Genomic DNA, 22,469 nt, shown 5'->3' with positions numbered 1-22,469 from the left:
GCGGATTTGTCGGGGGTGGAAAACTGCTATCTGGCCAAACCGGCGGGGCAGCGCTAGCTTCCTGCGAACCCCGGCTTGGCCGGGCCCTGGACCAATTCCCAAGGAGATTGACGTGACCCAGACCGCCACCGTGACCTTTGCCGCGACCGACATCGAAACCATTGCCGTTACGGAAGGCAGCCTGGCCGTGATTGTCACCCCCGATGGCAAGCTGGGACCGGCGGCGCGGCGCATCAATCGTCTGACACGCGGCGCGCTGAAGCGGTATATCGACAGCGAAGCCTTTGAGAAAGCAGAGGCCGGCGTCGTGAAGACCCTCGCCTGGCCCGCCGGCATGGCGGCCGAGGCGCTGCATGTCGTGGTCCTGCCGCGCCGCGCCAATGTGGAGGCCTCGCGGACGGCGGGGGCCTCCCTTGGCAAGGCGCTGGACGAGAAGGGCCTTCTGCTTTTTGGCGGCAGCATCGCCTCGCTGACCGATCTGGTGGAGGCGACGGTTCTGCGCGCCTATGATTACGGGGCGGAGAAAACAGAGGCGCCCAAAGCTCCCGGCCCGATCACAGTTCAGTGTTCCGATCCGGAGAAGGCCGAAGCCGCCGCCCGTGACCGCCTGTCGGTGGCGGAAGGTGTGTTTTTCACCCGCGATCTGGTCAACGCCCCGGCCAATGTCCTGACCACCACCGAATTCGCCAACCGCCTGACAGAGCTGGGCGAATTGGGCGTGACGGTTGAAGTGCTGGAAGAGCCGGAGCTGGAGAAGCTCGGCATGGGGGCGCTCTTGGCCGTGGGGCAGGGTTCTGCCAGCCCCTCCAAGGTTGTGGTGATGCAATGGCAGGGCGGTGGCGACGAGGCGCCGTTGGCACTGATCGGCAAAGGCGTGGTCTTTGACACCGGCGGCATCTCCCTGAAGCCGGCGGCGGGCATGGAAGACATGACCATGGATATGGGCGGTGCGGGCACGGTGTCCGGCACGATGAAGGCGCTGGCCCTGCGCAAGGCCAAGGCCAATGTGGTTGGACTGGTCGGTCTGGTCGAAAACATGCCGTCGGGCGAGGCGATGCGCCCGGGCGATGTCATCACATCGATGAAGGGCGACACGATCGAGGTGACAAACACCGATGCAGAGGGGCGGCTCGTTCTCTGCGACGTGATGTGGTACGCGCAGGACCGGTTCTCGCCCTCCGGGATGATCGATCTGGCGACGCTGACCGGGGCCATCATCATCGGTCTGGGCCATGAAAATGCGGGCGTTTTCTCCAATGACGATGCGCTGTGCAACGGGGTGCTGCGGGCCGCAGGCGATGTGGGCGAGGGGGCCTGGCGCATGCCGCTGGGCAAGGCCTATGCCAAGCAGCTGAAGTCCCGAATCGCCGATACGAACAACGTCGGCGGCCGCCCGGCAGGCTCGATCACCGCAGCTGAGTTCCTCAAACGCTTCGTCAAGGAGGACACGCCCTGGTGCCATATCGACATCGCGGGCGTCGCCTCGGTCAAATCTGACACGGCATTCGCCCCCGCAGGCGCCACCGGCTGGGGCGTGCGCGCGCTAGACCAATTGGTCCGGAACAAGTTCGAGACGGAGTAATGGGCGAGGCCTATTTCTACCACCTGACCCGCACACCCCTTGAGGTCACACTGCCCATGTTGCTGGGCCGTGCGCTTCAGGCGGGCTGGCGGGTGGCGGTGCGGGGCGAAGACCCCGGCAGGCTCGACTGGCTGGACCAGAAGCTGTGGCTGGGGCGGGAGGAGGAGTTCCTCCCGCATGGTGTGGCAGGGGGCGAACACGATGCGCTGCAGCCGGTATTGCTGACGCCCGGCCCGCTGGCCAATGACCCGACCTGTCTGATGACAATCGACGGGGCGGCCCTGACTTCAGAAGAGGTCCAGAAGATGGAGCGGGCCTGCGTCCTGTTCGATGGCACCGACCCCGAAGCCATACAAACTGCCCGTATCCAATGGAAATCGCTGACAGACTCCGGATGTGCCGCAAAGTACTGGTCAGAGGAATCCGGCCGGTGGGAAATGAAGGCGGAAAGCGCCGGCAGGTGATCATCATCTCCGGATTTACGGCGTAAGTATCAACGCCCTGTCGCCGATCTTGATCTCGGAAAAGCGCTGAAGATAGCGCATGCCCAGCAGCGATTGGTTCATATCCCCGCTGTTGACCATGGCGCGGACACGGCGGTCCTGCATCGGCCCGAGCGCGACGCTCTCCAACACCACCGGCGCAATGCCGACCTCTCCGTTCGCCGACAGCGCTTTCCCTGAATAGACCAACTGGTCTGGCTTCAGACCAACCCGTTGCGCATCGTTCCGCGTCAGCACGATGTCCGTCGCGCCGGTATCCACCATAAACCGTAAAGGCGTGCCATTCACATCTGCCGTCAGGTAGAAGTGTCCGTCTGGCGATTGCGGCACAGAGATCGACCCGCTCTGTAAAACAGACTGGCTTGGCCTGACCGTCTGCCGGATATCGCCCCACAGGCCCACGGCCGCGATCACGCCGACAAAGATAAGCCCCCAGATCACGCCCTGCTGCAGCAATTTCCCAACGGATTCACGTCGTTGGAACACCATCCAACCGCCGACCGCGACCAGCAGCAGCACCAGATAGGCCAGGTTCATCGCACCATTTGTATCCATGGTGAATGATATAAGGGGCCGAGAGGCCCGCGTCACCCTGCCAGGCCAAAATCCCTGAGCCCGTCCAGCACGAATTGCACCGAAAGCGCCGCCAGTAGCATGCCCAACAACCGCGTGATGACGTTGATTCCGGTTTTGCCGGCAAAGCGTTCCAAGGGTGCTGCGGTCAGGAAAAAGCCGAAGACCAGAAACAGAAGCGCGGCTTCGACCGCCACTATGGCGGCAAGCCCGGCATAGCTATCCTGTTGACCGGCCAAAAGAATAACCGTCGTGATTGCACCGGGACCGGCAAGAAGGGGCGTCGCCAGCGGAAAGACAGACGGGTCGGGCAGCTCCTGCGGGCTGGCCTGACCTTCCCGCCGCTTGGTGCGTTTCTCAAACAGCATTTCCAGCGCGGTCAGGAACAGCAGCACACCCCCCGCGATACGGAAGGCCGGCATGGTGATGCCAACGAACCCCATCACGGCCTCTCCCAACAGGGTGAACAGCACGAGGATCCCAAAGGCGATGCCCAGCGACCGGACCGCAATCGCACGTCGCCCCGCCGGGGTCTGCCCCTGTGTCAACGAGGCATAGAGCGGCGTCAGACCGACCGGGTCGATGATGACAAACAGCGTGACAAAGGCAGAGACGAGTGCGCTCAGCTCCATGTCACGCCTCAGCCTCTTCCAGCTTCTGCTGCGCGGCGATCCACAGCCCTTCAGCCCGATCAATGGCTTCCGAGACCTCGGCGTATTTCTTGTTCCACACCTCCAGTTCGCCGACGCGCGAGTCTTCGTACAAGGTAGGATCGGCCAGCTTTTTGGCCAGTTTGTCGGACATGTCCTGCAGCTTTTCCAGCCGCCCTTCGCATTTTCGGACATCCGCGCGCAGCACCAGGATTTCATCCCGCGATGCACGTTGCTTCTTTTTCTCTTTTTCTTTTTTTTCTGAAGCTTGAGGGGCGGAGTTCGTGTTAAGCAGGAAGTTTCTGTACCCTTCCAGATCGTCCTCAAACGCCGCGACCCGCCCGTCCTTCACCAGCCAGAGCCGGTCCGCGACAAGGCTCAGCAGGTGCATGTCATGCGACACCAGCACCACGGCGCCGGTGTAGTCGGTCAGCGCCTCCACCAGCGCCTCCCGGCTTTCGATATCGAGGTGGTTGGTCGGTTCGTCGAGGATCAGCAGATGCGGCGCATCAAGGGTTGCCAGTAACAGTGTAAGTCTGGCCTTCTGTCCACCCGACAGCCGCCCGACCTCCGTCTCCGCCTGTTCGGCCATCAGGCCAAAGCCCGCAAGCCGGGCGCGCAGCCTGGCGGGATTCTCTCCGGGCCGTTCGCGCTGAACATGCTGCACGGGCGTTTCGTCCAGATGCAGCTCATCCACCTGATGCTGGGCAAAGAAACCGATGCGCAGCTTGGACGACCGGGTGATCTTGCCGTCGATCAGCTTCAGCCGGTCCGAGAGCAGCTTGGCCAGCGTCGACTTGCCCTCGCCATTGCGGCCCAAGAGCGCGATCCGGTCATCTTGGTCGATCCGCAGATCAAGCCGCGACAGAACCGGCTGGCCGTCATAGCCGACCGACCCGCCCTCAATCCGGATGATCGGCGGCGACAGCTCTTCGGGCGAGGGGAAGGTGAAGGCGCGCAGCGCGGCCTCCTGCGGGGTCGTGATCGGCTTCATCTTCTCGATGGCCTTCAGACGTGACTGCGCCTGCCGGGCCTTGGATGCCTTGGCGCGGAACCGGTCGACAAAGCTCTGCAGATGTTCGCGCCGGGCATCCTGCTTCTTGGCCTCTGCCGCAGCGACGGCCAGACGGGCGGCACGAGTTTCGGCAAAGGTGTCGTAAGGCCCGCGATAATAGGTGAGCTTGCGATCCTCCAGATGCAGGATCGACCCCACCGCACGGTTCAGAAGCCCCCGGTCGTGGCTGATAATCAGCACGGTATGGGGATATTTCTGCAGATAGCTTTCCAGCCACAGCGCGCCTTCAAGGTCGAGGTAGTTGGTCGGCTCGTCGAGCAGCAGCAGGTCCGGCGCCGAGAACAGCACCCCCGCCAGCGCCACGCGCATCCGCCAGCCGCCCGAAAAGGCGGAGCAGGGCATGTGCTGCTCTTCTTCCGTGAAGCCCAGCCCCTTGAGGATGGCGGAGGCGCGCCCCTCCGCCGACCAGGCGTCGATATCGGCCAGCCGCGTCTGGATATCGGCGATCCGGGCGGCATCGGTCGCGGTTTCCGATTCCGCAATGAGCGCCGCGCGCTCCTTGTCCGCCGCCAGCACGGTATCGAGCAGCGAGACCTCATTGCCCGGCACCTCCTGCGCGACGCCGCCCACGCGGGCACGTTCGGGCATGGTGATGGTGCCGCCGTCGAGCACCAGCTCGTTCCGGATCAGCTTGAAAAGCGTCGTCTTGCCGGTGCCGTTCCGCCCCACGATGCCCACCTTGTGGCCCTCGGGGATGGTGGCAGAGGCATTCACCAGCAGCGGACGACCGGCAATGGAATAGGATATGTCATTGATGCGCAGCATGGCCGTCCCGTAGCAGAGAGCATCGCCCCCCGCCAGAGCCATCCCGCATACGCGGCCTCCGCGTCACCAAGATGCCTTTTCAAACCGCGGAACCCATGTTACCCGGGCGCCGATTTCATTCGGAGCAGACGCTCCACCGCAGGAGAGAGACCACCATGGCCACCGAACGCACGCTGAGCATCATCAAGCCCGACGCAACCCGCCGCAACCTGACCGGCAAGATCAACGCCAAGTTCGAAGATGCCGGTCTGCGCATCGTCGCCCAGAAGCGGATCCAGCTGACCAAGGCACAGGCCGGCAAGTTCTACGAAGTGCACGCCGAGCGTCCCTTCTACGACGAACTCTGCGAATTCATGGCCTCCGAGCCGGTTGTCGTGCAGGTGCTGGAAGGCGAAGGCGCCATCGCGAAGAACCGCGAAGTCATGGGTGCGACCAACCCCGCCGATGCCGCTCCGGGCACCATCCGCGCCGAATTCGCCGAAAGCGTTGGCGAAAACTCCGTGCACGGCTCCGACGCGGCCGAGACCGCAGCGCAGGAGATCGCCTATTTCTTCTCCGGCCTCGAACTGGTCGGCTGATCAGCTTCTGATCGGATCGGAACGAACAGGCCGTGCCTTCCGGGGCGCGGCCTTTTTCATATCCGGCGGTGCTTCGGCCAGCGCATGGGGCAGGGCATGCTCCCGCAGCAGCGCCGCGTTGCGGACATTGGCCTTCCAGCCGACATCAAAGATGTCGCCGATCAGCGGGACAAGGCCGATCGCCCAGTCCACCGCCAGATTGCCGACCATCCGTCCCATGACATGACGCGGCACACCCAGCCGGTGCGCCTCTGCCAGCACAAAGGCAGAGGGCAGCAGCGTCAGCGTATCGCCCACACCCGGCACCAGCCCCAACACGGAATCGAGGCCCAGCCGGATCCGCGTCCCCGGTAGCCGGACCGCCCGGTCCATCAGCTGGGCCACGCGGTCCACCCGGTCAAGGCGGCGCAGGATATCGGCCTGCGGGCTCATGCCCGGGCCGGTCCGCGGCTGAGAATGATATAGAGCGCATGCAGGATGCCGGGGATATAGCCCAGGATCGTCAGCAGCAGGTTCAGCCAGAACGCGCCCCCAAGACCAACCTGAAGGAAAACCCCCAGCGGCGGAATGAAGATCGCGATGAGAATACGAAGAATGTCCATGTGATTTGCCTTTCGGTTTCCCAACCAACCGCAAATCAGCGCAGAAAGTTCCCAAAGGTCAGCGCCGCCGCCCTGTCCCGATCTCGTTCAGCACCCGTTCCAGCGCGCTGTCGGGCGTCCCGCCCTGCGACCCCGCCACCAGCGCATCGAACCGCACCCGCATCTGCACCTTTTCCTCGCCCCGCAGGTCATTCCAGGGCCGTCCCTGCAATCCCATGACCAGAGCGTAAAAGCCGATGAAATGCGGCCGCGTGCCAGCCCGGACCATCGCGGCATAGACCACATCCGCTCCGGCCGCCCGCACCGCCTCCGCATCGGCAAAACCGGCCCGCTGCATCTCCGCCGCCATGGCAGGTCCGACGTTCCGGATCGCCGTGACCTCTTCGCTCATCGCGTCAGCCGGTCCAGGCCGTCCAGGATCAGGTCCAGCCCAAACTCGAAATCGTTGATCTCTTCGGGTTTGGCCACCGCCAGCGCCTCCGCCCGTCGCCGAAGACTGGAAAACCCCTGTGCGGGCAGAGACTTGAGCTCCCGCTTGGCCTCCCGCGCAATCTCCCGCGTGCGTTGCGGCCGGGTCAGGCGCTGACGGGTGAAGCCATAGATATGGTTGTCGATCGTCACCCGCGCGGTATCGGCCTGCAGCGGCGTGAACCCGACCGCCATGAGGCACCCAAGCGTGGCATCGAGATAGGTCATCATATGCGGGCCGGGCGCCGTCTGTTCCATGAATTGCGACACCGCCCAGGGATGTTTCATCAACACCGCATGCGCAGAGGCAGAGCGTGCCCGCATCTGGCCTTTCCAGTCGAAATCCGGTCCGGGAAGAGCGATCTCTGCCGCCACGAGGTCCGTGATACCGGCCACAATCTCCGCCTTGTTGGCAATGTGATTGTAGAGCGACATCGCCTCGACCCCAAGCTCTGCTCCGACCTTGCGCATCGACAGGGCGGTCAGCCCCTCGCGATCCGCATAGGCCAGCGCGGCAGCAAGAATCCGGTCGCGGGTCAGGGGAAGTCTGAGCAGGGTCATCGGGCACTCCGTCCGGCAGCAGAGAGTGCTTACGATGTAAGCTCAGCGCTCGCAACCAGAAGCACATGCCCGGCGCCTATTTACAGATAATTACGGTTTGTCTGGCACATCCTCTGAGCGGGCCGTGAGCAGACCGGGCCGCTGGAACGATGGGCGGAGATATTGATGCAACATATGGATGAGCTGACCGAACAGGCGCTGGAACCCGGGGGGGCATTGAATGTCCTGATCCTCGACGACAATGAACTTGACCGGCTCCGGCTGTCGCGCCTGTGCCAGAAAGCTGGGCTGTTGTTCGACGCGACAGAAGTGGGGAGCGTGGCTGAAATGCGCACGGCGCTCGACCGCGGAATTTATGAGCTCATTTTTATCGACCACAATCTGGGCATGGAAACCGGGCTGGACGCGCTACGCCTGATTACGTCACACGAAAATCAGGTCGATGCGATCCCGATCATGGTGACCAGCGTGACCAATCACGAGATCGCTGTTCAGGCCATGCGCGAAGGCTGTTTCGACTATCTCGTGAAAGAGGAGCTGTCGGTCGACAGCTTGCGGAAATCTGTGTCCACGGCCATTGAGAAACACCTGTTGATACGGGCGCTTGGTGACGCCAGATCGTTCAAGAATTCCGTCATGCTCGCGGTCAAAAGGTTTTCGCGCAGTTGTGGCCCTGAAATGCGGGGCATTTTGGCAAAGACAATCCGCCAGATCCGTATGTCCAAAATGTCCGGGACGCTTGATGAGCAGCTGTTACCCAACCTGACCACACTGGAGGTCGGCGCCCGCGACATAATTGAATTTCTGGATCACCTGAATCTCATCATTGAAAACAGGGACGTGCCGGCGATCGGCGGAACGCCCATCAAGCCGCGCCTGAATTGAGGTTCGCTACATGGGGCGCGACGACCGTTTTAACCGTCTTCTACGCTTTCGCATCGTCGCTCTGACGGTTTGTGCGGCGCTGCTTGCCTGCGTGACAACAGCGGTGTTGAATTTCAGCGCCGCGCGGGAACGAGCGCTGGAAAATGCTCATGCCGAAATGACCCGGGATGCCCGCCTGTTCAACGAACGCATATCCGAAGGTGTCCGCATTGCAATGACGGATGCCGCCGGGATTGAGATGTTTCCGCCAATTGCGGGCCTTCAGAATGCCGTCCGCTTGCGAGACACGGAGCCGGGACGCGCGCGTGAGGAGGAAGCGATCTGGCGCGACCGTCTCCAGCGGATTTTCCATGGGTTGCTCGAGGGGCGCGCGCATTACACGCAGATACGCCTGATCGGCCAGGCGGGTGGCTGGCGCGAACTTGTGCGTGTCGACCGCAGGACGGAAGGCATCTACACCGTGAAAGCGGCCGATCTTCAGGTCAAGGGCGCGGAGCCCTATCTTGAAATGGTTCAGAACGGCCAAGAACGACCGTATTTCAGTGATGTGACGCTCAACCGGGAACATGGTGTGATCGACGGCGGGCCTACCCTGCGCCTGGTGCATCCCGTTCTGGCGGAATCTGGCGCGATCTTCGCCGTTGTGGTCATCAACGTCGACTATATTGCGCTGCTCGAACTGGCGCGCCCCGCGGATATTCCCGGCCGGCAGGTTACCATTTCCAATGCCGCCGGCGGTGCCATGCAATTCAGGTCCGCCACTCCCGGCGCTCAGGCTATTCTCCAAAGCGTTGAGGACGCGCAGCCCGATCCCGATGGCTCTGCGTCCGCGCCTGATACCGGCGCCGATCGGTCGGTGGTGAGTGTCGCAATGAATTTGCCGAACCCGGGGGCCGTGAATTTCCCGTCATTGACCACCACCGTGACTTTACCGTCTGACACAGTCATGTGGGGGGTCAGGCAGTCTCTCATGAGGATGCTTGTGGTTTGCGCGGCTCTGACAGCTGTCGTGGGATTGGTCGCGTGGGTATTCGCTTGGCGGCTGACGCATTTTCTTGATCGTCTGACGCTTGCGCTTCGCAACCGGATGAGCACGTCTGCCTTCGCCTTGGACACCGACAATTTCGGTGCGTTCAAAGACCTGGCCGTGACCGTGATTTCGCTGACACGCGAACAGGAAGCGATGAGCCAGGCCATATTGTCCAGTACCGGCGACGGTATTATCGCCGTGAATGAGGACAGTCTCATCGAATTGGCCAACGACGCGGCCGCGGAGCTGTTTGGTTATGAACCGGGAGAGCTGCTGAACCAGCCGCTATCCCGCCTGATGGATCCGGATCTGGACGTGAAACACCAGGCGCTGATCCGCCAGTCCGAGGCGTTTAACCGCCCGCGCCCCATGCTCAACAACCGGGTGATCAATGGGCGCCGGCGCGACGGAAGTCTGGTGCCCCTGGACATCACGATTTCTGCAGCCCGGTACAGCGAGAAATGGCACTATTTCGCAATTATCCGTGATGCAACCGAACGTTTGGGACACCAGGAACTGCTGGAACAACTGGTCTCAAGGCTGGAGAAATCGAACAGCCAACTGGATGATTTCACCAATATCGCCGCGCATGACCTGAGGAGTCCGCTTCGGGTTATCCATAACAGCGCAAAAATGCTGGAGGACGAACTCAACGACCAGAAAAGCACCGTCGCCTCCTTCTGCCTGGACCTGATTGGGGAGAGGGCGCAGCAGATGGATCAATTGCTTGATGAGTTGCTGAATTTCTCCCGGCTCAGCTCGTCGCAAGAGCCTGAAAATCTAAAATCGGGCGCGGAAATTCTGGAGGCGGTTCTTGCATTGATCGAAATTCCCACCGGGTTTGACGTTGTCGCAACTGACAGGTTCCGGTCTGTCAGGGTTGCAGGCGCGCCCATGATCACCATCCTGATGAATCTCGTCTCTAATGCAGTCCGGCATCATGACAAAGATCGTGGAATGGTTCGGATCGACGTAAACATCGGGGCGGAGTTTCTGTCCATTTCCGTATCTGACGACGGGCCCGGAATTGACGAAAGCGCGCGTTCGCAGATTTTCGATCCTTTCGTGTCGCTGGCCCGCGACGAGGATGCAAATGGCCACGGCATCGGGCTGGCGCTTGTTGGTAAATTGGTCATTCGCTCCGGCGGCCGCATCACCTGCCAGCCGACAACGCCACGCGGCACGATCTTCATCGTAGACTGGCCGCGGGAGGCAGGCGCGCTCGCCGCATGAACCATCTGTTTTGGTCAAGACCGGCGCATGCCGGAGAAACGCAAAATGTGTAACCTGGTTTGAATATGACGCATGTACTGATAATCGACGACGATCCCGCAGACCGAATGTTTTTGAAACGTCATATTTTCAGCGCCGATCCGGATGGACTCGTATCAGAGGTGGCTTCGGTCGAAGAGGCGCTTACCCAGGATGGCGCGGAGCCGACTCACATATTTGTCGATTTCTATCTGCCCGGGGCAGATGGTCAGTCCGGTCTCTCTCAGCTGCGGACGAAATGGCCGCGCGCCGGTTTGATCCTGTTGACCGGACAGGGGAACGAAGAAATTGCGAAACAGGCCATTCTCGCGGGGGCCAATGACTATGCCTCCAAAGGGCGCCTGACCCCCGAAGCCGTGGTGCGCATGCTGAGGTCCAGCCGCTCTATGGCGTTACTTGCCGATGCGGCGCGGGAAAGGTCCGAAGACCTGGCCATATTTTCGGAAGTTCTCGTGCATGATATCCGTTCGCCGATCCGGGGAGGGCGCTTTCTCGTCTCCCAGATCCGCGAGGCACTTGAAACCGGTGACGCACAGCAGGCCCGCGAAGATCTGGACCGGCTGGACATGGCTCTGAATGTCATGAGCGATCTCGTCTCAAGCCTGACCGCTCATATAGCGACCGGAGAGCCCGAGCCGGCAGAGAAGATCACACTTGCAGTCCTCGTGGAACGCGCCCGTCTGGCCCTGCTCAAAGACGTTGAGGAAAGCGCGGCGAAGATCGCCACAACAAACGGCGATCTTGTCCTCAACTGTCCGCCGGCGCTGCTGGTTCAGCTTTTTCAGAACGTCATCGGGAACGCGATCAAATTCGCCGGCGGGTCCAGGCCGCGGATCGAAATTTCGGCCCATCGCAAGGACCAGCTCCTTTCCCTTACCATCCGCGACCACGGGCAGGGCATTCTGCCAGAATATCGGGAGAGCATATTTCATCCTTTCAAGCGGATTAACGGCGCTTCGAATGTGTCTGGGACTGGCCTCGGCTTGTCGACATGTCGCAAAATTGCCGGGCGCTTAGGGGGGCGGATCTGGTGTGACCCGGAGGTCGACCCCGGTCTGGCCATCCATGTGGACCTCCCTCAGCCCGCGGTACCGGAGTTGGTAGAGAGCTGATCTTGTCGCACATGATCCTCGGCCGGCTAAGCGCGAATATCCGATCAACGGCAACGCCAGTAGTCCAATCGATCAATGAAATACCTCAAATCTCAGGTAAATATCTCAGCCCGGCTCGCGTGTGCAGGATTGCTTTGCAACGCATTCAAAACATGAGGTCTGGCGACTTTACCCCGCCATTCAGGCTGATGTCATCATCGATCAGTACTGATAAAATAGCGCTCGGCCCACTGGCGAAATGCGCCAATTGGGGCTGACCCAAGTGGCGGAGAGACAGGGATTCGAACCCTGGGAGGGCTTGCACCCTCAACGGTTTTCGAGACCGCCCCGTTCGACCACTCCGGCACCTCTCCGCGGGGGTCTGGAGGCGCTACCTAACGGCGTTTCCTTGCCACCGCAAGGGGCGTTTTGCATTTGCACCGCCGGGGAAATGACCTAACTTTACAGAAACAAATTCCAGATACGGACGAGGCGGGGCGCGTCCCGCCTTGACGACACAGTCACAGGCACAATCCCGAGGGTCTTCCATGCACTCACTTCGCCCAGCAAAAGCGGCCGGCCTCTTTCTTTTTACGCTATTTCTCAGCTTCGCCGCCGCGCTGTCCGCAGCTGCCGCGGACCGCGCCCGGGTCGAAGCGTTTCTGAAGACCACGGGGTTTGACGTGGCGCTCGAAAGCATAAAGCTGTCGGCAGAGGATGCGCCGCGCATGCTGGGGCTTGAAGCACGCGATTTCGGGGCCTCCTGGACCCTTATGAGCCGGGACGTTTTTGACGTGTCGGACATGCAGGAGGATGCCGTCGATATTCTGAGCGAAGCGCTGAGCGACGAGGCACTGGCGCATGCCGCTGAATTCTACGCATCCGACCTTGGCCAGAAACTTGTCGAGGCGGAAAATGCCGCGCATCTGCGCGAACGGACGGAAAAGCGCGATGAAGGCGGGCGCATCCTTGCCGATATGATGGATAACGATCAGCCGAGGCTGGCTGTGCTCGAACGCATGATCAATGCGATCGGCTCGGAAGAGCAAAGCCTCCGGGCGGTGAACGAGCTTGAGATCCGGTTTCTGATGGCCGCGCAGCAGGCCGGTGTCATCCGGCTCAAGATCGATGAGCAGGGGCTTCGCGCTGCCCAGAAAGAAAAGGCCGAGGAAATGGTGAAACAGATGCGGCTGTCTTCGCTGGCCTCGTCTGCCGCGACCTACAAATCCTTTTCGGATGAGGAGCTGACAGAATATACCGAGGCTCTGGAAACGCCCCTCATGCAGGAGGTTTATGAGCTGATGAACGCGGTCCAATATGAGATCATGGCCGATCGGTTCGAAGAGGTGGCCGCGCGTCTGGCCGAACTCAACCCGGGGCAGGAGCTCTGACAATGGGGCGGCCTCTTCTGGTCTGGATCCGAATTTTGGCCGTCTCCATCGCGGTTGCGGCCGGCAGCACTACGGGCCCGGCGGTCGCGCAATCGGTGACTGACCCGGGCCGGGACATGGCGCGCCCGGCAAGCTCGACGGACAAGCTGGATCAAATCTGGGCGGCTCTGGATATTCCGCAGGCTCTGCAGATCATGCGGGAGGAAGGCGCGGATATGAGCGAGGCCATCGCCGCGGATTACCTCTCCACCCGTCCCGGGGCAGGCTGGCAGGCAGCAATGGCGCGCATCTATGCGCCCGACGCGATGAGCCAGACAATGCGCCGCGCCTTCGGGGAAGACCTGGAAGGCGCGGATATCGACCCGATGATCGCGTTTTTCGACAGCACACTGGGGCACCGGATCATCGCGCTTGAGATGTCGGCCCGCCGCACGTTCCTGGACCGCGACGCAGAAGAGGACGCGCGTCAGAAAGTCCGCCGCGGTGAAATCGACGAACATCGCGCCGCCATGATCCGCGATTTCATGGACACCAATGATCTGGTCGAATTCAATCAGGCCGGGTCGATGAACACGAATGTCGCGTTCTATTCGGGCCTGTCGCAGAGCGATGTCTTCAAGATGACGGAGCAGGAAATTCTGCAGACCGTCTGGAACCAGGCCGAAACGGACCGGGCGGATACCGACGAATGGCTGCGCGCCTATCTGAGCCTGGCCTATCAGCCGCTGTCGGATCAGGAACTTGCCGCCTACATCTCCTTCTCTGAGACAGAGGCGGGGCAGCGGCTCAACCGCGCGCTGTTTGCCGGTTTCGGAGAGATGTACCGCCAGCAATATGCCGCCCTTGGGCTGGCGGTCGCACGGCAGCTTTCGGCAGAGGAATTATAGGGGCGGGACCGATCCGGCCCTTGACTTGATACCCCATCCCTCGTACATGCGCGCAACCCGGCGGGCATGCGGCCTGCGGGGAGTTGATTCAATTCGCCCGTAAAGGGCGCGCTGTCTGTTGGCGGAGATACCTCCGAAACGCCTGTCGATCAGGGGCCTAGGGACGCGGTAGAAAAGGGAAGACGCCCATGTTTGCGGTCATCAAGACCGGCGGGAAGCAGTATCGCGTGAAATCCGGCGATATGCTCCGCGTGGAAAAACTGGCAGCCGATGCCGGTGAGAAAGTCCAGTTCAACGAAATCCTGATGCTCGGCGGCGATGACCTCGTTGTCGGCGCTCCGCTGGTGGATGACGCCGGCGTGCAGGCCGAAGTCGTCGATCAGATCAAGGGTGACAAGCTCATCCACTACGTCAAGCGCCGCCGGAAGCACTCCTCGCAGCGCAAGAAAGGCCACCGTCAGCAGCTGACCCTGCTGCGCGTCACGGACATCCTGTCCTCCGGCGCTGGCAAATCCGGCGTGAAAGAAGCCATCGGCGCGGGCTCCGTCTCCGGTGCCGCCGTGGCTGCCGCTGCTCCGAAAGCCGCGCCCAAGGCCGAAGCCGAAGCCCCCAAGGCGAAGGCTGCCCCCAAAGCAGCCAAGACCGATGGCGCGGACGACCTCAAGGAACTGTCCGGCGTTGGCCCCGCTCTGGAAAAGAAACTGCATGAGGCGGGCGTGACCACCTTTGCGCAGATCGCGGCATGGACCGAAGCGGATATCGCCGAAATGGACGAGAAACTGTCTTTCAAAGGCCGGATCGAGCGTGAAGGCTGGGTCGAGCAGGCCAAGGCAAAGCTGTAAGAGGGAACTGACACATGGCACATAAAAAAGCTGGCGGTTCATCCCGTAACGGGCGCGACTCTATCGGTCGCCGCCTCGGCATCAAAAAATACGGTGGCGAAGCCGTCATCCCCGGCAACATCATCGCACGTCAGCGCGGCACCAAGTGGTGGCCGGGTGAGGGCGTCGGCATGGGCAAAGATCACACGATCTTTGCAACCGTCGAAGGCTCCGTCCAGTTCCACAAGGGTCTGAAGGGTCGTACCTTCATTTCGGTCGCGCCAGTGGCGGAGGCCGCAGAGTAAGCCGTCCTTAAGGATGATGAGACATCAGGGGGATCGGCAACAAGGCCGGTCCCCCTCTTTGTTTCCGGGCTATAACCCGGGGAGGGGGCGCAATGCTCCGGAGGATGATCATGGACGACACGCTGAACCGCATACCGGAAATCCAGGGCGAAGGGCTTCTGCTCCGTCCGCTGCGCCGCTCTGACTCAGGTCTGATCGAACTTTATGGCGCGGATGAACGCGTCGCGCGCATGACCCGCTCCATTCCCCATCCGCTGCCCCCCGGCACGACAGAGGCCTTCGTCACCCGCGCCATGTCGCCCGAGAACGAAGAGGTCGTTTGGGCCATGGATGCGTCCAGCTTTGGCGGGGCGGAGCTCAAGGGCCTCATCGCGCTCGACCGAATGGAGATGGGTGAAAAGGGCGGCTCCCAGTCCGAAATCGGCTACTGGGTTGCGCCCGCCTGGTGGAACACCGGCGTCGCCTCTGCCGCCGTTCAGGCGCTGGTCAATGCCAACCCCCTGAAGAACGACACGATCTTCGCCAGCGTCTTTCAGGACAACCCGGCCTCGGCCCGCGTGCTGACCAATGCCGGTTTCGTCTATACGGGCGATGCCGAAACCTATTCCGTCGCCCGCAAGACCAAGGTGGCGACCTGGACCTATATACGTAAACTGAATTGAGCCGCAGGCCGGGCTAGGCTAAGTCCCCCCAGCGGCAGGAGACGAAAGATGAAGTTCCTCGACCTCGCAAGGGTGACGATCCGGTCCGGTGCTGGCGGCAATGGCGCCGTCTCCTTCCGCCGCGAGAAATTCATCGAATTCGGCGGGCCGGATGGCGGCAACGGCGGCCGCGGCGGCGATGTGATTGCCGAGGCGGTGGAAGGGCTGAACACCCTGATCGACTTCCGCTACCAGCAGCATTTCTTTGCCCAGAACGGACGCGGCGGGGCAGGGCGCATGAAAACCGGCGCCGATGGCGAGGATATCATCCTCCGCGTCCCCGTCGGCACGGAGATCCTTGAAGAAGATGGCGAGACGCTGATCGCCGACATGACCGAACTTGGCCAGCGCGTGGTGCTGGCCAAGGGCGGCAATGGCGGTTTCGGCAATGCCTATTTCAAATCGGCCACCAATCAGGCCCCCCGCCGCGCCAACCCCGGTCAGGAGGCAGTGGAGCGTGAGGTCTGGCTGCGGCTGAAACTGATCGCCGATGTGGGCCTGCTGGGCCTGCCCAATGCCGGCAAATCCACCTTCCTTGCCGCCACCTCCAATGCCCGGCCCAAGGTGGCCGACTACCCGTTCACCACATTGCACCCGAACCTCGGCGTCGTCGGCGTCGATGGCGCGGAATTCGTCGTGGCCGATATTCCCGGCCTGATCGAAGGTGCGTCGGAGGGGCGGGGTCTGGGCGATCTTTTCCTCGGTCATGTCGAACGCTGCGCCGTGCTGCTGCACCTGATTGACTGCACCGCTGACGATATCGCCAAGGATTACACGACGATCATCGGAGAGCTGGAAGCCTATGGCGGCGAACTGGCCGACAAGCCCCGCATCACTGTGCTGAACAAGATCGACAGCCTCGACGACGAGCTGCGCCAGATGCAGCGCGAAGAGCTGGAGGCGGTTGTCGGCGGCCCCGTCATGATGATGTCGGGCGCCTCCAAGGAAGGCGTGACAGAGGTGCTGCGGGCCCTGCGGGCCAAGATCAGCGAAGACCGGCTGCGCTATGCGCCCGCCGATGAGGAAGACGAGCCTTGGCAACCCTGAGCCCCAGCCTGAAAGACGCGGCCCGGGTCGTCATCAAGATCGGCTCGGCCCTGCTGGTCGACCGCGACACGGGGGCGCTGCGCCGCGACTGGCTGACGAGCCTTGCCGAAGATGTGGCGATGCTACGCGGACGCGGGCAGGATGTGGTGCTTGTCTCCTCCGGCTCTATCGCCCTGGGGCGTGGCGTGCTGGGGCTGGGCCTTGGTCCGCTGGCGCTGGAACAGTCGCAGGCCGCCGCCGCGACGGGCCAGATCGGCCTCGCCGCCGCCTATTCCGAAGCGCTTGGCCGCCACGGGATCACCATCGGGCAAGTGCTTGTCACGCTTGAGGATTCTGGCGACCGTCGCCGCTACCTCAATTCCCGCGCCACGCTGGAGACGCTGCTGGGCTATGGCGTCGTGCCCATCGTGAACGAAAACGACACCGTCGCCACGGATGAGATCCGCTATGGCGACAACGACCGTCTGGCCGCCCAGATCGCCGTGACCGTGGGCGCGGACCGTCTGGTGCTGCTCTCGGATGTCGACGGGCTCTATACCGCCAACCCGTCGCTCGACCCCACGGCGCAGCGGCTGGACCATGTGGTCCAGATCACGCCGGAGATTGAGGCGATGGCGGGCGATGCGGGCTCTGGCCTCTCGAAAGGCGGGATGAAGACCAAGGTCCTCGCCGCCAAGACCGCCACCAGCGCGGGCTGCGCCATGGCCATCACCCACGGCTTCCGGATGAACCCGATCCGCGGGCTTGAGGAGGGGGCGAACGCCACCTGGTTCCTCGCCAATGGCGATCCGCAGCATGCGCGCAAGGGCTGGATCGCCTCCATGAAGCCCAAGGGGCGGCTGATCCTCGATGCCGGTGCCGTGCGTGCCATGGGGCAGGGGAAATCCCTGCTGCCCGCCGGGGTCGCCCGGATCGAAGGGCGGTTCGGACGGGGCGATCCGGTTGAAATCTGCACGCCCGAGGGGGAGGTTCTGGCGCAGGGCCTGACCCGCTACACGGCGGAGGAGGCGCGCCAGATCGCCGGACACCGCTCCGATGAGATCGAGGCGCTGCTGGGCTATCCCGGCCGCGCCGCGCTGGTACATCGCGATGACCTCGCGCTGCTGGCCACGGTTCACTAGACCAGAAAGGGAAGCGAAATGAAGGACATGGATGATATCCCCGGTATCATGCGCCAGATGGGCGAAAACGCCCGCAAGGCCGCAGCCGAATTGGCCTTCGCCTCCCCACAGCGGAAACATGCTGCCCTGATCGGCGCCGCCGAAGAGGTCTGGAACACCCGCGAGGCGATCCTTGAGGCCAATAAGGAAGACTTGACTTACGGTGTAAACAAGGGCCTCAGCGCCGCCATGATGGACCGGCTCAAGCTCGACGAAGACCGGCTGATGGATATCGTCAACAGCCTGCGCATGATCGCCGAACAGCGCGATCCCGTGGGAGAAGTCATCGCCGAATGGGACATGCCCTCCGGCCTGAATATCCGCCGCGTCCGCACGCCGCTGGGCGTGGTCGGCGTGATCTATGAAAGCCGACCCAATGTGACCGCCGATGCCGGTGCGCTCTGCCTGCGGTCGGGCAATGCGGTGATCCTGCGCGGCGGGTCGGAGAGCTTTCACAGCTCCACCGCCCTGCATAGCTGCCTGACCACCGGGCTGAAACAGGCCAACCTGCCCGAAGCCGCGATCCAGCTCGTGCCGACCCGCGACCGCGCCGCCGTCAGCGAGATGCTGACCATGACCGACCACATCGATGTCATCGTGCCGCGCGGCGGCAAGGGCCTTGTCGGGCTGGTGCAGCGTGAGGCCCGCGTGCCGGTCTTTGCCCATCTCGAAGGCATCTGCCACATCTACGTCGGCGCTACCGCCGACCCGGCCATGGCGGTGGAGGTCGTGCTGAATGCCAAGACCCGGCGCACCGGCATCTGCGGTTCCATGGAATGCCTGCTGATCGACTGGCGGTTCTACACCCAGCACGGGTCGATCCTGACCGATGCGCTGGCCGCCGCCGGTGTCGAGATCCGCGGCGACAAGGAACTGGCGAAGCTTGACGGTGTCATCCCGGCCAAGCCCGAAGACTACGGCCATGAATTCCTCGACATGATCTGCGCCGCCAAACTGGTCGACGGGGTGGACGAGGCGATCGACCATATCCGCACCTATGGTTCCAACCACACCGACGCGATCATCACCGAGGATCAGAAGGCGGCCGATTACTTCTTTGAACGGCTGGATAGCGCGATCCTGATGCACAACGCCTCCACCCAGTTCGCCGATGGCGGCGAATTTGGCATGGGGGCGGAGATTGGCATCGCCACCGGCAAGATGCATGCGCGGGGCCCGGTGGGCGCTGAACAGCTGACCAGCTTCAAGTATCAGGTCACCGGCAAGGGCACGATCCGGCCATAACCCGGTTGCGACGGGCTCAGGCCGGCAGCTCCATCACGGTAATAGCGCCGGTACTGTCGATCTGAGCCCGTTTGCCCTGCTCGCAAAGCGCGCTTGCCAGCAACAGGAATTGCACATGGGACGGGGCCGCCTCGCCCCCGGCGCTCCCCTGGCGCAGCAGATCCCAGAGCGCCGGGCCCGGTCGCGACAGATCGGCCGGACCGCGCAGTGTCCAGCCTGTTTCCGTCCGGTCGGCAACAACCTCACCGCCGCGCGGCATCGCGGCCTCCATACATAGAAAGCCAAGAAAGATTATCTGCAGGCTCGGACGGGAACAGCTCTCTGCCGTTCCCCATTTAAAGCGGACCTGGGCCGACTGGCTCAGGCTTTCCAGGATGCTTACGATTTCCTTGGCGCTCAGACGCTCGGCCCCGGCATGGCCAAAGGCGATCCGCATGAACCGTATGCGCGCTGTCGCATTGTCGACGGCATCCTGGATCAGCTGCATCTCCGGGCCAGACCGGCCCTCCATCTGCAGCAGCTCCAGCCCATTCTGGATTGCCCCGACCGGAGAAATCAGATCATGGCAGATGCGCGAGCCTAGGAGCGTGGCAAGATATCGCGTAGTGTTCTGCATGGTGTGCTCGATCTACCTCTCGCGGAGCCTGAATTATGGATGACTTGAACGCATTGCTCGAACCCGGCATGCGGGTGTCCCACCCGGACAATCCGGATTGGGGGGTAGGACAGGTCCAGTCAAACATCGCCGGAAAGGTCACTGTCAACTTTCCCGAGGCGGGCAAAGTTGTCATTGATGGCTCCCGCATCGCTTTGGTTCCGCATTTCTGAACATGGCGCCGCAGCTTTCACGGGTAAGGGTAAATATTTGGTTAACAACACGGAGGGCGCGACCGTCAGGCGGGGATTGCACCTTGGCGTGACACTCCGTAAACCTGCGCCACCCTTTTTGCTACGGCGGATCGATGCCCCGACCTGACCCAGAATTCAGTGTTCGCCTTGCGCGGGACGCGGCCGATCTCGAGGCGGCGCAGCACCTCAGATATCGCGTATTCATTCAGGAACTGGGTGGCAACGGCGCGCTTGTCGACCATGAAGCAGAGCTGGAAAAAGACCGCTTCGACCCGGAATTCGACCACCTTCTGCTGCTTGATGCGTCACGGGGCGGATCGGTGCGGGACCAGATTGTCGGCGTCTACCGTCTGCTGGACCAGGCCGGCGCCGACCGGATCGGGCAGTTCTACAGCGAAGACGAATATGACCTGACACCGCTGCGACAGTCGGGCCGGCGGCTGCTGGAGCTTGGCCGGTCCTGCCTGCATGCCGACTATCGCGGGGGCACAGGCATGTTTCATCTGTGGTCGGCTCTGTCGGATTATATCGCCGAGCGGGGGATCGAGCTGCTGTTCGGAACGGCCTCCTTTCACGGTACGGATGTGACCGCGCTGGCAGAGCCGCTGTCCCTGCTGCACCATCGCCACCTCGCGCCGCCGGAGCTGCGGGTGCGGGCCGCGCCGGGCGCATATGAGTCTATGGATCTGATTGCGGAACAAGACCTCGACCGGCTGTCGGCCATGCGGGCGATGCCGGCGCTGATCAAAGGGTATCTGAGGCTGGGGGCCATGGTGGGGGACGGTGCCTATGTCGACCATGATTTCAACACCACCGATGTCTGCATCATCATCGACACCGCCGCGATGAGCGCGGCGCAGGCGCGGCTCTATGGCGGGCGTGGCCGATGACCTGGAACCCCAATGAACACGAGGCAGAGACGCCGCCGAACCCGCTCTCCGTCCGGATACGCTTCTGGCTGCGTGCCGTGCCTTTTGCGATTATCTGTTTCGGCAGCCTCGGCATCCTGCTGATCCTGCGCCAGCCTGAGCGCTGGATCTACGGCATGCGGCGGCCCTTCACGCCCTACGTCACGCAATTTGTATGCCGGATGTTCTTTGTCATCACCGGCATACGGTTCCGCGTCACCGGCACGCCGATGCGCGAGGATCGCGGTGCCATCGTTGCCAACCATTCCTCATGGCTCGACATCTTCACGCTGCATGCCGCGAAATGGGTCTATTACGTGTCGAAGGCCGAGGTGCGCGGCTGGTTCGGCATCGGCTGGCTGGCCCGGGCGACCGGCACAATCTTTATCAACCGGGTACGCGGGGAGGCGAAGCTGCATGAGACCATGCTGCGGGACCGCCTTCTGCTGGGTCACCGGCTGCTTTTCTTCCCCGAAGGCACCTCGACCGATGCGCTGCGGGTGCTGCCCTTCAAGACGACGCTTTTTGCGGCCTTCTATGACCCTGCGCTGCGGGATGTGCTGAAAATCCAGCCCGTCACGGTGATCTACCGCGCCCCCGACGGTGCAGAGCCCACGTTCTACGGCTGGTGGGGCGAGATGGGCTTTGGCTGGTCGCTGGTCAAGGTGCTGGGCGCGGCCCGTCAGGGCTCGGTGGAGGTCGTCTACCACGCCCCCGTCGCCGTGGCCGATTACCCGGACCGCAAGGCACTGGCGAAAGCTTGCGAAAATATCGTGCGCGGCGGCATGCCGCCGGAGCGGCAGATTTAGCCCAGCGGCGCCAGCAGCGCCTTCAGCGCGGCCTTGGGATCATCGCCCCAGACCTCCTCGCCAATGCCGAAGAAATCGGTGACCGGCGCCAGCTGCCCGATCAACTCTGCCGTCAGCCCGCCCTCGGCCACCACCGGCAGTTCGATCATCTGCGACCACCATTCGAAGGTCTCGAAATCCGCGCTCTCGCCGTCAGACAGGGCCGAGGCGCCCACGGGCCCGAAGCTCACGTAATCCGCGCCCGCCTCGCCCGCGCTCATCCCGTCATGCCGGGACACGCCGCAGAAGGCGCCCACAATGGCATCCGTGCCAAGCTGCTTGCGCGCCTTGCGCACCGACCGGCCCGCATCGGTCAGATGCACCCCGTCGAGGCCCAGCCGTTCCGCCAGCAGGATATGGTTGTCGATCACCAGCGCCACGTCGCGCTGATGGCAAACCTCGCGCAGCGTATCGGCCGCGCGCGACAGCCGGTCTTCGTCCCGCGTGGCCAGCGCCATGCGGACACAGGCGATCTCGGCCACGTCCAGCACCGCGCCCAGCTCCTCCGAAAAGGTCGACAGGTCGAACTCGGGCGGCGAGATCAGGTAGATTTGCGGCTGCTCGTCACTGGCCATACTGGATTCTCCGGAAAGTTGCGGCGGTATACCCGCGAAGCCCCTGAAACGCAAAGGCTTGTTCCGAAGGGGCGCGGGCGGTAGAGGGGGCGGGTCC

At 62.7% G+C, this 22,469-nt stretch carries 26 protein-coding genes and 1 tRNA gene; 17 read left to right on the top strand and 10 right to left on the bottom strand.

The window, feature by feature from the left end:
- The first annotated feature begins 112 nt into the window (after positions 1–112).
- On the top strand, positions 113–1,582 hold the full coding sequence (locus ACRARG_RS00860) for a leucyl aminopeptidase (RefSeq protein WP_432688087.1): 1,470 nt from the start codon (positions 113–115) through the stop codon (positions 1,580–1,582).
- On the top strand, positions 1,582–2,046 hold the full coding sequence (locus ACRARG_RS00855; protein WP_432688086.1) for a DNA polymerase III subunit chi: 465 nt from the start codon (positions 1,582–1,584) through the stop codon (positions 2,044–2,046). The genes ACRARG_RS00860 and ACRARG_RS00855 overlap by 1 nt, the downstream gene beginning before the upstream one ends.
- A gap of 15 nt (positions 2,047–2,061) precedes the next feature.
- On the opposite strand, the gene ACRARG_RS00850 is transcribed toward ACRARG_RS00855, so the two are convergent.
- The 3 genes from ACRARG_RS00850 to ACRARG_RS00840 are packed head-to-tail and all read right to left on the bottom strand — an operon-like array spanning position 2,062 to position 5,148.
- The gene (locus ACRARG_RS00850; RefSeq protein ID WP_432688085.1) at positions 2,062–2,622 is read right to left on the bottom strand and encodes a retropepsin-like aspartic protease family protein; all 561 of its coding nucleotides are present in this window, start codon (positions 2,620–2,622) and stop codon (positions 2,062–2,064) included.
- A 50-nt stretch (positions 2,623–2,672) separates the two neighbouring features.
- Positions 2,673–3,290, bottom strand: a complete 618-nt coding sequence (locus ACRARG_RS00845; RefSeq protein ID WP_432688084.1) for a MarC family protein — start codon at positions 3,288–3,290, stop codon at positions 2,673–2,675.
- 1 nt (position 3,291) lies between these two features.
- Positions 3,292–5,148 (bottom strand): ABC-F family ATP-binding cassette domain-containing protein, encoded by a 1,857-nt coding sequence (locus ACRARG_RS00840; RefSeq protein WP_432691292.1) that lies wholly within the window; start codon positions 5,146–5,148, stop codon positions 3,292–3,294.
- Between the two features lie 155 nt (positions 5,149–5,303).
- On the opposite strand from ACRARG_RS00840, the gene ndk reads away from it, so the two are divergent.
- Positions 5,304–5,726, top strand: coding sequence for a nucleoside-diphosphate kinase (gene ndk, locus ACRARG_RS00835; RefSeq protein WP_432688083.1), 423 nt, complete (start codon positions 5,304–5,306; stop codon positions 5,724–5,726).
- Here the strand turns inward: ndk and ACRARG_RS00830 are convergent, their stop codons facing one another.
- The 4 genes from ACRARG_RS00830 to ACRARG_RS00815 are packed head-to-tail and all read right to left on the bottom strand — an operon-like array spanning position 5,727 to position 7,357.
- Positions 5,727–6,158 (bottom strand): DUF4112 domain-containing protein, encoded by a 432-nt coding sequence (locus ACRARG_RS00830; RefSeq protein ID WP_432688082.1) that lies wholly within the window; start codon positions 6,156–6,158, stop codon positions 5,727–5,729.
- Positions 6,155–6,328, bottom strand: coding sequence for a YqaE/Pmp3 family membrane protein (locus ACRARG_RS00825; RefSeq protein WP_432688081.1), 174 nt, complete (start codon positions 6,326–6,328; stop codon positions 6,155–6,157). The genes ACRARG_RS00830 and ACRARG_RS00825 overlap by 4 nt, the downstream gene beginning before the upstream one ends.
- 58 nt (positions 6,329–6,386) lie before the next feature.
- Complete coding sequence (locus ACRARG_RS00820; protein ID WP_432688080.1) at positions 6,387–6,719, bottom strand: TfoX/Sxy family DNA transformation protein; 333 nt, start codon at positions 6,717–6,719, stop codon at positions 6,387–6,389.
- A complete protein-coding gene (locus tag ACRARG_RS00815; protein WP_432688079.1) occupies positions 6,716–7,357 on the bottom strand; it encodes a TetR/AcrR family transcriptional regulator C-terminal domain-containing protein in 642 nt (213 codons plus the stop codon). Before ACRARG_RS00815 ends, ACRARG_RS00820 begins: the two co-directional genes overlap by 4 nt.
- 174 nt (positions 7,358–7,531) lie before the next feature.
- Between ACRARG_RS00815 and ACRARG_RS00810 the strand changes: the two genes are divergently transcribed.
- The 3 genes from ACRARG_RS00810 to ACRARG_RS00800 all read left to right on the top strand — a co-directional run bounded on the left by ACRARG_RS00810 (position 7,532) and on the right by ACRARG_RS00800 (position 11,656).
- Complete coding sequence (locus tag ACRARG_RS00810; RefSeq protein WP_432688078.1) at positions 7,532–8,242, top strand: response regulator; 711 nt, start codon at positions 7,532–7,534, stop codon at positions 8,240–8,242.
- Positions 8,243–8,252: 10 nt separating this feature from the next.
- Positions 8,253–10,505, top strand: coding sequence for a sensor histidine kinase (locus ACRARG_RS00805; protein ID WP_432688077.1), 2,253 nt, complete (start codon positions 8,253–8,255; stop codon positions 10,503–10,505).
- A gap of 65 nt (positions 10,506–10,570) precedes the next feature.
- A complete protein-coding gene (locus tag ACRARG_RS00800; protein ID WP_432688076.1) occupies positions 10,571–11,656 on the top strand; it encodes a sensor histidine kinase in 1,086 nt (361 codons plus the stop codon).
- 263 nt (positions 11,657–11,919) lie between these two features.
- Here the strand turns inward: ACRARG_RS00800 and ACRARG_RS00795 are convergent.
- A tRNA-Ser gene (locus ACRARG_RS00795) sits at positions 11,920–12,009 on the bottom strand.
- Between the two features lie 174 nt (positions 12,010–12,183).
- Between ACRARG_RS00795 and ACRARG_RS00790 the strand changes: the two genes are divergently transcribed.
- The 8 genes from ACRARG_RS00790 to ACRARG_RS00755 all read left to right on the top strand — a co-directional run bounded on the left by ACRARG_RS00790 (position 12,184) and on the right by ACRARG_RS00755 (position 19,192).
- Positions 12,184–13,026 (top strand): DUF2059 domain-containing protein, encoded by an 843-nt coding sequence (locus ACRARG_RS00790; RefSeq protein WP_432688075.1) that lies wholly within the window; start codon positions 12,184–12,186, stop codon positions 13,024–13,026.
- A gap of 2 nt (positions 13,027–13,028) precedes the next feature.
- Positions 13,029–13,913 carry a DUF2059 domain-containing protein gene (locus tag ACRARG_RS00785; protein ID WP_432688074.1) on the top strand — a complete coding sequence of 295 codons (885 nt, stop codon included), beginning with the start codon at positions 13,029–13,031 and terminating at the stop codon, positions 13,911–13,913.
- Between the two features lie 188 nt (positions 13,914–14,101).
- Positions 14,102–14,755 (top strand): 50S ribosomal protein L21, encoded by a 654-nt coding sequence (locus ACRARG_RS00780; RefSeq protein ID WP_432688073.1) that lies wholly within the window; start codon positions 14,102–14,104, stop codon positions 14,753–14,755.
- 14 nt (positions 14,756–14,769) lie between these two features.
- Positions 14,770–15,039: a 50S ribosomal protein L27 gene (gene rpmA / locus ACRARG_RS00775; RefSeq protein WP_432688072.1), complete on the top strand. Its 270-nt coding sequence runs from the start codon at positions 14,770–14,772 to the stop codon at positions 15,037–15,039.
- 110 nt (positions 15,040–15,149) lie between these two features.
- Complete coding sequence (locus tag ACRARG_RS00770) at positions 15,150–15,701, top strand: GNAT family N-acetyltransferase (RefSeq protein ID WP_432688071.1); 552 nt, start codon at positions 15,150–15,152, stop codon at positions 15,699–15,701.
- Positions 15,702–15,749: 48 nt separating this feature from the next.
- Complete coding sequence (obgE, locus tag ACRARG_RS00765) at positions 15,750–16,787, top strand: GTPase ObgE (RefSeq protein WP_432688070.1); 1,038 nt, start codon at positions 15,750–15,752, stop codon at positions 16,785–16,787.
- A complete protein-coding gene (gene proB, locus ACRARG_RS00760) occupies positions 16,784–17,908 on the top strand; it encodes a glutamate 5-kinase (RefSeq protein WP_432691291.1) in 1,125 nt (374 codons plus the stop codon). The genes obgE and proB overlap by 4 nt, the downstream gene beginning before the upstream one ends.
- 18 nt (positions 17,909–17,926) lie before the next feature.
- On the top strand, positions 17,927–19,192 hold the full coding sequence (locus ACRARG_RS00755) for a glutamate-5-semialdehyde dehydrogenase (protein ID WP_432688069.1): 1,266 nt from the start codon (positions 17,927–17,929) through the stop codon (positions 19,190–19,192).
- 16 nt (positions 19,193–19,208) lie between these two features.
- Here ACRARG_RS00755 and ACRARG_RS00750 read toward each other — a convergent pair whose 3' ends face one another.
- Positions 19,209–19,808: a histidine phosphotransferase family protein gene (locus tag ACRARG_RS00750; RefSeq protein WP_432688068.1), complete on the bottom strand. Its 600-nt coding sequence runs from the start codon at positions 19,806–19,808 to the stop codon at positions 19,209–19,211.
- Between the two features lie 35 nt (positions 19,809–19,843).
- Between ACRARG_RS00750 and ACRARG_RS00745 the strand changes: the two genes are divergently transcribed.
- The 3 genes from ACRARG_RS00745 (at position 19,844) to olsA (ending at position 21,758) form a co-directional block, all read left to right on the top strand.
- Positions 19,844–20,020, top strand: a complete 177-nt coding sequence (locus tag ACRARG_RS00745) for a DUF3553 domain-containing protein (RefSeq protein WP_432688067.1) — start codon at positions 19,844–19,846, stop codon at positions 20,018–20,020.
- Positions 20,021–20,154: 134 nt separating this feature from the next.
- Positions 20,155–20,931 (top strand): L-ornithine N(alpha)-acyltransferase, encoded by a 777-nt coding sequence (gene olsB, locus ACRARG_RS00740; RefSeq protein WP_432688066.1) that lies wholly within the window; start codon positions 20,155–20,157, stop codon positions 20,929–20,931.
- The gene (olsA, locus tag ACRARG_RS00735; RefSeq protein WP_432688065.1) at positions 20,928–21,758 is read left to right on the top strand and encodes a lyso-ornithine lipid O-acyltransferase; all 831 of its coding nucleotides are present in this window, start codon (positions 20,928–20,930) and stop codon (positions 21,756–21,758) included. Before olsB ends, olsA begins: the two co-directional genes overlap by 4 nt.
- Here the strand turns inward: olsA and ACRARG_RS00730 are convergent.
- Positions 21,755–22,372, bottom strand: a complete 618-nt coding sequence (locus tag ACRARG_RS00730; protein ID WP_432688064.1) for a thiamine phosphate synthase — start codon at positions 22,370–22,372, stop codon at positions 21,755–21,757. The genes olsA and ACRARG_RS00730 overlap by 4 nt on opposite strands.
- Between the last annotated feature and the right edge of the window lie 97 nt (positions 22,373–22,469).

Source organism: Pseudooceanicola profundi (genome assembly GCF_050897955.1).
Lineage (GTDB): Bacteria > Pseudomonadota > Alphaproteobacteria > Rhodobacterales > Rhodobacteraceae > Pseudooceanicola.
This window is presented reverse-complemented; position numbering and strand designations above follow the sequence as displayed.